Annotated in this window: 14 protein-coding genes; 10 read left to right on the top strand and 4 right to left on the bottom strand. The window is 32.8% G+C overall.

The genetic code is table 11. The features are described 5' to 3' along the window. Positions 1 to 11: 11 nt before the first annotated feature. The 4 genes from OA93_RS12435 to sufD all read left to right on the top strand — a co-directional run bounded on the left by OA93_RS12435 (position 12) and on the right by sufD (position 2,629). Positions 12 to 218, top strand: coding sequence for a DUF2683 family protein (locus OA93_RS12435; protein ID WP_039113607.1), 207 nt, complete (start codon positions 12 to 14; stop codon positions 216 to 218). Continuing rightward, entirely contained in the window at positions 209 to 478 is a 270-nt protein-coding gene (locus OA93_RS12430; RefSeq protein WP_039113606.1) for a Txe/YoeB family addiction module toxin, read from the top strand. Before OA93_RS12435 ends, OA93_RS12430 begins: the two co-directional genes overlap by 10 nt. Positions 479 to 499: 21 nt before the next feature. Beyond that, positions 500 to 1,246, top strand: coding sequence for a Fe-S cluster assembly ATPase SufC (gene sufC, locus OA93_RS12425; protein WP_035618340.1), 747 nt, complete (start codon positions 500 to 502; stop codon positions 1,244 to 1,246). Positions 1,247 to 1,312: 66 nt separating this feature from the next. After that, a complete protein-coding gene (gene sufD, locus OA93_RS12420; RefSeq protein WP_039113603.1) occupies positions 1,313 to 2,629 on the top strand; it encodes a Fe-S cluster assembly protein SufD in 1,317 nt (438 codons plus the stop codon). Between the two features lie 134 nt (positions 2,630 to 2,763). Here the strand turns inward: sufD and OA93_RS12415 are convergent, their stop codons facing one another. Beyond that, positions 2,764 to 4,107 (bottom strand): serine hydrolase, encoded by a 1,344-nt coding sequence (locus tag OA93_RS12415; protein ID WP_039113843.1) that lies wholly within the window; start codon positions 4,105 to 4,107, stop codon positions 2,764 to 2,766. Between the two features lie 221 nt (positions 4,108 to 4,328). On the opposite strand from OA93_RS12415, the gene OA93_RS12410 reads away from it, so the two are divergent. The 6 genes from OA93_RS12410 to OA93_RS12385 all read left to right on the top strand — a co-directional run bounded on the left by OA93_RS12410 (position 4,329) and on the right by OA93_RS12385 (position 8,544). Further along, a complete protein-coding gene (locus OA93_RS12410) occupies positions 4,329 to 5,543 on the top strand; it encodes a cysteine desulfurase (protein ID WP_039113602.1) in 1,215 nt (404 codons plus the stop codon). A gap of 11 nt (positions 5,544 to 5,554) precedes the next feature. Then, entirely contained in the window at positions 5,555 to 5,980 is a 426-nt protein-coding gene (locus OA93_RS12405) for a hypothetical protein (RefSeq protein ID WP_039113600.1), read from the top strand. 1 nt (position 5,981) lies between these two features. Then, positions 5,982 to 6,407, top strand: a complete 426-nt coding sequence (locus OA93_RS12400) for a SufE family protein (RefSeq protein WP_039113598.1) — start codon at positions 5,982 to 5,984, stop codon at positions 6,405 to 6,407. Between the two features lie 216 nt (positions 6,408 to 6,623). Then, a complete protein-coding gene (locus OA93_RS12395; protein WP_039113842.1) occupies positions 6,624 to 6,947 on the top strand; it encodes an SUF system Fe-S cluster assembly protein in 324 nt (107 codons plus the stop codon). 73 nt (positions 6,948 to 7,020) lie between these two features. Next, a complete protein-coding gene (locus OA93_RS12390) occupies positions 7,021 to 7,530 on the top strand; it encodes a DUF2480 family protein (protein WP_039113596.1) in 510 nt (169 codons plus the stop codon). An 81-nt stretch (positions 7,531 to 7,611) separates the two neighbouring features. Then, entirely contained in the window at positions 7,612 to 8,544 is a 933-nt protein-coding gene (locus OA93_RS12385) for a DUF3078 domain-containing protein (protein ID WP_039113594.1), read from the top strand. A 40-nt stretch (positions 8,545 to 8,584) separates the two neighbouring features. On the opposite strand, the gene hflX is transcribed toward OA93_RS12385, so the two are convergent. From hflX to OA93_RS12370, 3 genes are all read right to left on the bottom strand, one after another. Next, positions 8,585 to 9,820 carry a GTPase HflX gene (gene hflX / locus OA93_RS12380; protein WP_039113593.1) on the bottom strand — a complete coding sequence of 412 codons (1,236 nt, stop codon included), beginning with the start codon at positions 9,818 to 9,820 and terminating at the stop codon, positions 8,585 to 8,587. Between the two features lie 108 nt (positions 9,821 to 9,928). After that, entirely contained in the window at positions 9,929 to 10,837 is a 909-nt protein-coding gene (locus OA93_RS12375) for a hypothetical protein (RefSeq protein ID WP_240474725.1), read from the bottom strand. A gap of 127 nt (positions 10,838 to 10,964) precedes the next feature. Next, complete coding sequence (locus OA93_RS12370) at positions 10,965 to 12,317, bottom strand: DUF5689 domain-containing protein (RefSeq protein ID WP_039113841.1); 1,353 nt, start codon at positions 12,315 to 12,317, stop codon at positions 10,965 to 10,967. Positions 12,318 to 12,326: the final 9 nt, after the last annotated feature.

Here is a 12,326-nt window from a genome sequence, read left to right as displayed (position 1 = left end):
AACAAAGTATTATGGATATCATCTTAAAAAATGTAAAGAAAAAAGATTTTCCAGTATTAAAATCACTGGCAAAATCTCTTGGTTTTGAAATTGTTGAAGAGATAGAGAAACCATATGATCCTGAATTTGTAAAAGAGATTTTACAAGGTCAAAAAGACATCAAGGAAGGCAAAGGCATAAAAATGACAATGGAGGAATTACAAGCTTTATGCAAATAATATTTACTCCAAAAGCTAAAAAAGATTTAGAATTTTGGGTCAAATCAGGAAATAAAAATATTCTAAAAAAAATTAATGCGTTAATTGAAGATATACAACTTCATCCTTTTGATGGAATTGGAAAACCAGAAGCGCTAAAGCATAATCTATTTGGCGTTTGGTCACGAAGAATTGACAAAGAACACAGATTAATTTATGAAATTACAGACGAAAACACAATAGAAATACTAAATATCCTTTCTTTAAAAGGGCATTATTAAAAGAAAAAACACATTAAAAAGATGTTATCAATAAAAAACCTTCACGCCTCAATTGGCGATAAAGAAATTCTTAAAGGAATAAACATAGAAGTTAAAGCTGGCGAAGTACATGCCATCATGGGACCAAACGGTTCTGGAAAAAGTACACTTTCGGCAGTAATTGCCGGAAACGAAAACTACGAAGTAACACAAGGTGAGGTTTTTCTTGACGGAGAAGATTTAGCCGATTTAGCACCAGAAGAAAGAGCACACAAAGGCGTTTTCCTTTCTTTTCAATATCCTGTAGAAATCCCAGGAGTTAGTGTAACTAACTTTATGAGAACTGCAATCAATGAGACTCGCAAAGCAAACGGACAAGAGGAAATGCCAGCTAACGAAATGTTGAAAGTGATTCGCGAGAAATCTGAATTATTAGAAATTGACCGTAAGTTTTTATCACGTTCTCTTAACGAAGGTTTTTCTGGTGGAGAGAAAAAACGTAATGAAATTTTTCAAATGGCAATGTTGGAGCCAAAACTAGCAATCCTTGACGAAACAGATTCAGGTTTAGATATCGATGCGTTAAGAATCGTTGCTAATGGTGTTAACAAACTAAAAAGCGACAAAAATGCAATTATTGTTATCACACACTACCAACGTCTACTAGACTATATCGTTCCTGATTTCGTTCACGTACTTTACAACGGAAAAATTGTAAAATCTGGAGGAAAAGAATTGGCTTACGAGCTTGAAGAAAAAGGATACGACTGGATTAAAGCAGAAAATTAGTTTGCAGTTACAGTTTACAGTTTGCAAAACTCATAACTTATAACTCATAACTTACAACTAACAAAAATGGATTTAAAAGAAAAATTAGTATCGTCTTTTATGGCTTTTGAAGAAAGTGTTGATGTCAATTCAGATCTTCACGAAATCAGAACACAAGCGATAAAAAACTTCGAGAATAAAGGTTTCCCAACTAAAAAAGAAGAAGCTTGGAAATATACATCGTTAAATGCCATCCTAAAAAATGACTTTACAGTATTTCCAAAACAAGAAAATGCAATCGAATTTAATCATGTAAAGAAATACTTCTTACATGAAATAGACACTTATAAAGTAGTTTTTATTGATGGTGTTTTTAGCTCGCATTTATCTTCTACCACACATGATGGAATTGATGTTTGTTTGATGTCTTCAGCATTGACCAAACCTAAATATAAAATGGTTATTGATAAGTACTTTAATCAAATAGCAAATAAAGAAGATAGTTTAACTTCTTTAAACACTGCATTTGCAATTGAAGGAGCTTATATCAATATCCCTAAAAAGAAAGTAGCTGCTAAACCTATCGAGATTATGTATTTCTCAACAGGGAATGAAGCTGCACTTATGGTTCAACCAAGAAACTTGGTAATTGTGGGTGAAAATTCACATGTACAAATTATTGAACGCCACCAAAGTTTAAATGAGAATCCTGTTTTAACCAATGCTGTTACAGAGATTTTTACAGAAAAACGTGCCATTATTGATTATTACAAGATTCAAAATGACAATAGCGAAGCCAATTTGATTGACAATACTTATGTTTCACAACAACAAGAAAGTCACGCATCGGTTCACACATTTTCTTTTGGCGGAAACTTAACCCGAAACAATCTGAATTTCTATCACTTTGGAGAAAGGTTAACAAGTACGTTAAACGGAATAACAATTATTGGCGAGAAACAACACGTAGATCATTATACTTTAGTAAAACACTCTACTCCAAATTGCGAAAGTTTCCAGGATTACAAAGGAATCTTTACAGACCGTTCAATAGGTGTTTTCAACGGAAAAGTATTGGTTGAAAAAGAAGCGCAAAAAACAAATGCGTTCCAAAAAAGCAACAATATCTTATTGAGTGATAAAGCAACTATAAATGCTAAACCACAATTAGAGATTTTTGCCGATGATGTAAAATGTTCTCACGGTTGTACAGTTGGACAATTAGACGAAACAGCTATGTTCTACATGCAATCTCGTGGAATCCCTCAAAAAGAAGCCAAAGCATTGCTAATGTATGCATTCTCGAATGCCGTTATCGAAAGCATCAAAATACCAGAATTAAAAAAACGAATCACTACGATTATCGCTAGCAAACTAGGCGTAAAAATGGGATTTGATTTATAGAGGATTTTAACCGCAAAACTTTAAAGATTTAACCGCAAAGTTCGCAAAGGTTTACGCAAAGGGCGCTAAGTTTAGTAATTAAACTCTGCGCCCTTTGCGATTTCTTTTACTTTGCGAACTTTGTGGTTAATTTTTTATTTAATGGCAGAAACTACCTCCTTCAAAAATACATTAAAATCAAATTCGAGATCATCTGTCAAGCCCATTCTTACTATTACTAAATCCAAAGACGGAATAATAAATACTTTCTGACCTTGAAAACCGCTACAGTAAAACATATCTCGTGGCGCATCTTTATACTTTCCACCGGCATTTAACCAAAATTGAGCTCCGTAATCACCATTTGATGTATTGGTAGGTGTAGATACATATTTCACCCAACTTTCGTCAAGAATTTGCTCTCCATTCCAGTTTCCTTTATGCAAATATAACAAACCTAATTTCGACCAATCTCTTGTTGTAGCCCAAGCATATGACGAACCTACATAATTCCCAACCATATCCGTTTCAATAACCGCCGAGTTCATTCCGATTTTATCTATTAAAGCCGAATACCAAAAATCCAGATATTCCTGATGTGTCTTAAATTGTTTTCTTAAAATAGCCGATAGCAAATTGCTAGTTCCCGAAGAATAATTCCAGTGTGTATTAGGCTTAAACAAAGCTGGTTTTTCTAACTGCACTTTTGCCATATCTTCAGATTCAAAAAGCATAATAGTAGCATCACAAATTGTATTGTAATTCTCAACCCATTCTAAGCCCGAGTTCATATGAAGCAAATCGTTGGTTGTAATGACTTTACGTCCATCATTTTGCCATTCGGCTATGGGAGCAGGTTTATAAATATCAAACTTTTTTTGCTTTTGCAGAACCCCAAACATAGTTCCAGTAATACTTTTAGTCATAGACCACCCAAGTAATTTACTGTTTTTGGTAAAACCTGATTCGTACTTTTCAACTATCAATTTATCTTTATACAAAACCAAAACCGATCGTGTTCTTTTCGTTTTTCCTCCTGAAGTATCAAAAGCGTTTGCAACAGCTTTATTTAATTTTGCATAATCTATATTAGAAAACAAGGTGTCTTTCGGTTCATTATTCCCATAAGGGAATGGTAAATTATTCACCAACTTCGTTCTTTTAGGAACTTCATATGGTTTAGATACATCAAAATTATCATTAATTAATGTAGCACCGATGCCTTCACGGTAAATTGCTTTACGTTCTTTTAATCCGTAAACATTTGATGTAGCAAATTTCCCTTCTTCATTAATTTTACTTGTCGCCAAGTCGAGTAAAGGAATATCATTATCTCCTTTTTCTATAGATTCCAGCGAACGATTATCGATAAAATGACATGATGCAATACTTTTTGAAGTAAAGCCAGAAATCAAATCGAGTTTGGGATAAGTAGTAAATCTGAAATAAATAACAATGATAACCAGAAGAAGAACAAGTAGTTTTAAGATTTTTTTCATAATTGTACAGGTTAATTTACACTGCAATATAATTATAATTTCTTCACAAATTAACTTTGAATCCATTCAAAATCAAATACAAACCACTAAAAAATATCAAATCAGCAAGACAACATTGTATTTAATGTGATTATCTAAAACCAGAAAAGGAAATTTAGCAATTGCTACTTAAAACAATTTTGTTTTAGTACTTTTGTATGTAGAATTTTTCTAAATAAGATATGCTAGATATTCATAAAATAAGAGCTGAGTTTCCGATACTTTCACAAAAAGTAAACGGGAAACCTTTGGTATACTTTGATAACGGAGCAACATCACAAAAACCACAAGTTGTGATTGATGCAATTTCAAAATATTACCAAGAAATTAATGCAAACATACACCGTGGAGTACATACTTTGAGCCAGTTAGCAACCGATGCTTACGAAATTTCAAGAGTAAAAATCCAACATCATATTAATGCCAAACTTTTGCACGAAGTACTATTTACTTCGGGAACAACTCACGGAATTAATTTAGTCGCAAATGGTTTTGCTTCTATATTAAAACCTGGAGATGAAGTACTGGTTTCGGCGTTAGAGCATCACAGTAATATTGTGCCTTGGCAAATGTTGTGTGAGAAAACTGGTGCTATTCTTAAAGTGATTCCGATGACTCAGTCTGGAGAACTTGACATTACTGCATACGAATCTTTATTATCGGATAAGACCAAGATTGTAACTGTAAATCATATTTCGAATGCGTTGGGAACAATCAATCCGATAAAACATATGATTGAGAAAGCCCATGTAGTTGGCGCAGCAGTTCTAATAGATGGTGCACAAGCCGTTCCACATTTAAAACCTGATGTTCAGGATTTAGATTGTGACTTTTATGCTTTTTCAGGACATAAAATGTGTGGACCAACAGGAACTGGAATTTTATATGGTAAAGAAAGTTGGCTAAATAAATTACCTCCTTATCAAGGTGGTGGTGAAATGATTAAAGAAGTTACTTTCGAAAAAACTACTTATGCTGATCTTCCTCATAAATTTGAAGCCGGAACGCCAAATATTGCTGGCGGAATTGTTTTAGGAACTGCAGTAGATTACATGAATAGCGTAGGTTTTGAGAATATTCAACAACAAGAAAATGAATTATTAGCTCATGCTACAAAACAATTACTTGAAATTGAAGGTTTAAGAATTTATGGTACTGGTAAAGAAAAAGCTTCGGTTATCTCATTTAATATCGACGGAATTCACCCATATGATATTGGTTCGATAATTGATAAATTAGGAATTGCAGTACGAACAGGACATCACTGTACTCAACCGATTATGAATTACTTTGAAATTCCGGGAACTGTTAGAGCATCTTTCTCTTTTTATAATACAAAAGAAGAAATTGATTTAATGGTCGAAGCAGTGAAAAAAGCTAAAACAATGCTATCTTAACAACACGACATATGAAAATACTATCTTTTTTACTTCTGACAATTTTTATAGGAAACAACTGTACTAGCCAAAAGAATACAGATATGAGTACAACACAGATAGAATATTCGGCTATGTCGCGAGGTTATTATCTGAAGGTTGTGGTAAAAGACCAAATGGTTACTATCACAAAAAGCAGAGGTGAAGAATCTGCTACCAATAAAATCAATGGAATGCAATGGGCAAAAATTACTTCTGAATTTAAAAAAATAAATTTAGAGGCAATTCCAAATTTAAAAGCACCTACCGAAAAACGTTTTCATGATGGAGCTGCCATTGCAAATTTAAAAATAACACAAAACGGAAAAACCTATGAAACAAAAGGATTTGACGATGGTTTTCCGCCAACAGAAATAGAAAAATTAGTAACTTTATTAGTTGCTTTTACGCAAGAATAACATGACAATAAAAGAAATACAAGACGAAATAGTCGATGAGTTCTCCATGTTCGACGATTGGATGCAACGTTATGAATACATTATCGAACTAGGCAAAAATCTTCCGTTAATAAAAGAAGAATATAAAACAGACGAAAATCTAATTAAAGGCTGCCAATCGAAAGTTTGGTTACAAGGCGAGCAGAATGATGATAAAATTGTTTTTACTGCTGATAGTGATGCTATTTTAACCAAAGGAATCATTGCAATCTTAATTAGAGCTTTCTCAAATCAGAAAGCAGAAGATATCTTAAAAGCAGATGTTGATTTTATTGATGCAATTGGACTAAAAGAGCATTTATCTGCAACACGTGCAAACGGTTTAGTTTCGATGATTAAAAATATCAAAATGTACGCTTTGGCATTCGACTCAAAAAACAAAAATTAAATTAATAAAACATAATGTTTTTGATTTGAACCATTAAGAAATTAAGTTTCATTAAGAAATAAACTTAATCATCTTACTATAAAATAACTAAAACATTAAATTTCATAAAGAAGCAAAACTTAATTTTCTTAATATCTTAATGGTGAGAAAAAAATAAGCTTGCTGTTTAAAATGAACTTACATCACTTATACGGTGAAAAAAACAAAAACAAAAAAATGGAACACGAAATAGACACTAACGAATTAGGAGAATCAATCGTAAAAATCTTAAAAACAATATACGACCCTGAGATTCCTGTAGATATATATGAGTTAGGATTAATTTATGATGTAATGGTAAATACTGATTACGAAGTAAAAATCTTAATGACACTTACATCTCCAAACTGCCCAGTAGCCGAAAGTTTACCAAGAGAAGTTGAAGAGAAAGTAAAATCTATCGACAATGTAAAAGATGCTGAAGTAGAGATTACTTTTGATCCGCCTTGGAGCAAAGAGTTAATGAGCGAAGAAGCTAAATTAGAATTAGGAATGCTTTAAAAAGTAAACGGTTTTCAGTCTCAGTTTACAGTATTTAACTGTGACTGAAGACTGAAACTGAAAACTAAAAGAAATGGAAGAAATAATCAATAAAGTTGCCAATAGTGCTTTGGAAGTTTTTGACCTAGAGGATTATTATCCAAAAGGATTGCGTGCGCAAATTGATATTTCGCAATGGCTACTGGAAGGTTTTCTATTAAAAGAAAAAGACTTTCGCGAACACCTTAAAAACCACAATTGGTCACAATACCAAGATGCTTATGTAGCAATTAATTGCAGCACAAATGCGATAGTTCCCGCTTGGGCTTCAATTTTGGTTGCTGTGCAATTAGCTCCATTTGCTAAAAAAATTGTTGATGGCACATTAGAAGATCTAGATGCTAGTTTGTATGAAGAAATCTTGCGCGAGCTGGATTATACTGCATATAAAAGCAAACCTGTTATTATAAAAGGATGTTCTAAAAAACCTGTCCCTACACGTGCTTACATCTTGGCGGCACACTATTTACAACCTTTTGCCAGAAGTATCATGTATGGCGAAGCGTGCTCTGCCGTGCCTTTATATAAAGAAAATAAGAAATAAATTACAAATAAAATTGAGTAAGTTTTAACAACTTCAAGGTTTTTAGTATATTTGTTTAAATCAACTTTTAAACAGGATCATATGAAAAATCTTCTTCAACTCCTTTTTATCTTCCTAACAAGCTTAACGTTTGTTGAGGCACAGAACACTGAAAAAGAATTAGTAAAAAACACAGAAAAAGCGGTAAAATTCATATCCGATACAACAGGAAATGGATGGAAAAGCACAGGGAATATCTCATTCCTTTTTAACCAATCTAATTTTAATAACTGGATTGCTGGTGGTGAAAATAATGTATCGGGAAACTTAGGGCTTAATTACAACATCAACTACAAGAAAGATGACATCAGTTGGGACAATAAAATCCTGGCTTCTTATGGTATCTTACAAACCGAGAATTCTGATTTTGAGAAAAAGACAGATGACCGTTTAGAGATTAATTCTATTTACGGAAAAAGGGCATTCGGAAATTGGTATTACTCCTTTTTTGGTAATTTCAGAACTCAGTTTACCAAAGGATATGTTTACGGACAAGATGCAAATGGTGCTGAAATAAGAACTGAGAACACTAATTTCATGTCTCCGGGTTATCTTACTTTTGGTCCAGGTATTTTCTGGAAGAAAGATGACAATCTAAAATTAAACTTCGCTCCTGTAACCTCAAAAATGACTTTTGTAGACAAGTTATACACTTCTGAAGTTGGATATGTAGATGAATCTTATTTTGGCGTTAAAGCGAACAAAACGATGCGTTACGAGTTAGGTTTCTATGCTTCGGCATATTATAAACTTAATATTATGACAAATGTTTCTGCCGAAAACATCTTAAACTTATATTCTAATTACTTAGAGGATCCTCAGAATGTAGACATCGATTATTCATTAAACATTGTAATGAAAATCAATAAATTCCTGTCGACCAATTTATCCTTTCAAGCGATTTATGACGACAATGCTTTTCAAGGGTTTCAAACCAGAGAAGTATTTGGTTTAGGAATCAACTACTTATTTTAAAACATAAAAAAAGCGCTTACAAATTGTAAGCGCTTTTTTTTTAATCTTCATCTTCTTCTTTCTCGATTGCATCCTTATAATCTGGATACAAAAACTTATTGTATGGGAATCGGGTAATATGAATTTGTCTTACAGCTTCATAAACTCGCTCTCTAAACTCTTCGAAGTTTTCTTTATTGGTAGCCGAAATAAACAAAGCATTTTGCTCTCCTAAACGGTGCATCCAAGTAGTCTTCCACTCTTCAAGCGTATAATGTCTTGGTGTTTTTTCGGTAATTAAATCATCTTCATCGATTGTTAAATGTTTGTAAGCATCAATCTTATTAAAAACCATAATAACTGGCTTATCATTAGCTTTAATATCTAACAAGGTTTGATTTACCGATTCAATATGATCTTCAAAATCAGCATGAGAAATATCTACAATATGCAATAACAAATCGGCTTCGCGAACCTCATCTAGTGTACTCTTAAAAGAATCTACTAATTGAGTTGGTAATTTACGAATAAACCCTACCGTGTCCGAAAGTAAAAAAGGTAAGTTTTTGATAACTACTTTACGAACTGTTGTGTCCAAAGTAGCAAACAATTTGTTTTCTACAAAAACATCACTTTTACCAACTGCGTTCATCAATGTCGATTTTCCAACATTGGTATATCCTACCAAAGCCACACGAACCATTGCACCGCGATTACTACGTTGCACACCCATTTGCTTATCGATAGTTTTTATTTTCTCTTTCAATAATGCAATTCGGTCACGAACGATACGTCTGTCTGTCTCGATTTCCGTTTCTCCAGGTCCACGCATTCCGATACCACCTTTTTGGCGTTCCAAGTGTGTCCACATACCCGAAAGTCTAGGCAATAAATACTGGCATTGTGCTAGTTCTACTTGTGTTCTCGCATAAGATGTTTCGGCTCTTTGAGCAAAAATATCTAGAATAAGATGCGTTCTATCAAGGATTTTACAATCTATAATTTTGGATATATTCTTTTGTTGCGATGGTGATAATTCATCATCAAATACTAGAGTCGAAATACCATGTTCTTTTACAAAAAGATTGATTTCGTCTATTTTACCTGTTCCAACAAAAGTTTTAGGATTTGGACGTTCCATTTTTTGCGTGAAGCGTTTTATAACTTCTCCGCCTGCAGTAAAAGTCAAAAACTCTAACTCGTCCAGATATTCATTTAACTTTTCTTCACTTTGATTTTGAGTTACAATCCCAACAATGGCTGTTTTTTCAAAATTTAGTACTTCTTTTTCTAACATAACTTTAAATAAGCTACAAATTTAGTGATTTGCAAGGTACTAAAGCCAATTGAAGTCTTTTTTTATAATACAAAACCAAAGACTTCAATTGCTATTCAGTAATTATTCTTACTCGTAAATGTAAGTTTTATCAATTTTAACAATACCATTTTGCTCTAAAAACGAAGATGATATTGGATAATTCGCAGCATTATACTTATATTTTCCGGTAACTCCAGTGTAATTTGTAGATGATGGAATAAATGCTAATTCATTATTATATGAAATAGATTCAAAGTCAAACTCTTCTTCATGAAAAGAGATTAATGGTACAATTACTTTATAGTTTGGTCCAAATAAATTCTGCACGATTAATAAATCAACCGATTTTTTGTCATCGAAAGTAAAATTATTAAACATTTTTTCTCCAAGTACTCCTTTGTGTCTTATCACATTATCATTAGAATACACATATTCGATCTTATTAAAAATTTGTTGATTTCTATCTCTGGAAGAGCGTCTGATGATAAGTCCATTTTCAACCACATATTCTATATCCTCAATTACAGTATGAATATTACTTTTTTTGGTAATAGCTTTTATTCTGGCACCTTCGTAAGTCATCGTTACTGTCTTGGTTACCGTCTCACCATTTTCATCATATTTTTTTAAGAATTTGGTGATTCTGTCTTCTTTGTCATAACTATAATTTACAACCTCTTTCCAGTTGCTACCTATTCTTTCTTTTACAGTCATGTCTAGCAATCCTTTTGGATTATAAAAAAAACTTTGCACAACGTCGGATGTCTTAATTGACAAAAGTTTACCGTCCTTAAACAGAACCGTTTTGTTTTCAATTTCACCACTTTTTAAATCGCGGTAATTAGTCTTTACGACATTAATTTGTTTTAACTTAACTTGATTTTCTTGATCTTGACTGTGGATCAAACATGGAAAAGCCATCATAAAAATGGCAATGAAGTAGTTTTTCATCATGGTATTTATATCGATTTGGGATGACCAAAATACAAAAATCATCGAAAAAATACTGTTTTTACTTCTAAAAAACTAAGTCATATAACAAATCCTTAAAACAGGTTTTTATTTATCAATTGAATACCAGCGATTTATATTATTTTACAAATAGTACTCAAAATATAAATCCTTACTTATCTCCTACAATTACAACATCGTCTACCATAAAAGCTCCGTTAAGTGTTTTGTCTTTACCTGATCCAATATACTTAAATGCAATATGAATATTTCCTGAATAAGCAGATAAATCTATACCTCCTGAACTTATAAACTGTCGTGTAGGAGTTGATAACGAGGCGACTTTTGCAGTTAATTTTGTCCATTTAGCCTTAGTGATATTCGAACCATCAAAATTAGTTGACACATAAACTTCTAAAGCATTCAACGGAGAATCCACTTTTAAATCATGTTGTGCACTTCTAAAAGACAGTACCGCGTTTTTATAATCTGTTGTATTGATTTTAGGAGAAACCAACCAAGCAACGTTTTCGGCGGCTGTTGTACTTGTCGTATTGAACTCGGCGTAACCATTACCTGCGTAAACAATACTTTTCCATAATTTGGTTGCTTTTTCAACAATATTACTCCAACCTGGCAGACTAAAATTCACATTATGTTTGACTGATTGAAAATCTTCTGAGAAAAACGGAATAGTTCTCTTCCCTTCCATTACTACATCTTTTTCTGAACGTACCATTATTTGATAATCTGTACCATATTTTGTCAATATTCCTCGAACTGTTCCACTTCCTTTTGGCACTAAACTGGTTGCGAAATCGGCATAACTACTAGTTCTAAAAATAACCTGATTACCCGCTTTATCGCGCAAATTCCAGTTTGTAGCACCTCCTACATTATTTGCTTCTTCAAAATAATGACGACCTAATGCTGCATCGGCAAATTGAACATCAGATAATTGCACTAATGTATTTATGTTATTATCATTTAATAATTCTGACAGCGAAAGGGAACGAACTAACTTGTTTTCGTCAATTACAGTACATGAAGTATTCAATACATTTTTATACTCATTTTGCGCAATTCTTCCAACTGTTGCTTCTCCATAGGCATTAACATACAAACTCCCAATCCTCATTCCGCCATAGTAAATATCAGTAAATTGGTTCTTTAATTTTATGAATACCTTGCTTCCTATTCTATAATCGATATAGGAGTTTGTCGCGTCAAACCCTATACTAAATCCTTGTGCAACGCCATTTATAGGTATGGTTTGAAAAGATATTGTTTTAAAAAAATTACCCGATTCATCACTAGAAACGACATATCCTTCTATAATATCATCATATAAATATTTAGCCGCAACAGGATTGGCAGCATTATAAACATCAGACACAGTTTTGTTTACTTTTAAATCAGGCTGGTTACATGTAAGTTCCGGAATTGCCGTTTCTTCTCCTGCACAACCAAAAAAAGCAAGCATCACAATTACTAAAAAAACCGAAGGGTTATATTTATTCTTCATATTAAATAC

Source organism: Flavobacterium sp. KMS (assembly GCF_000813005.1).
Taxonomy (GTDB): Bacteria; Bacteroidota; Bacteroidia; order Flavobacteriales; family Flavobacteriaceae; genus Flavobacterium.
The sequence above is the reverse complement of the archived record's forward strand: the minus strand, read 5'-3'. Positions and strand labels throughout refer to the sequence as shown.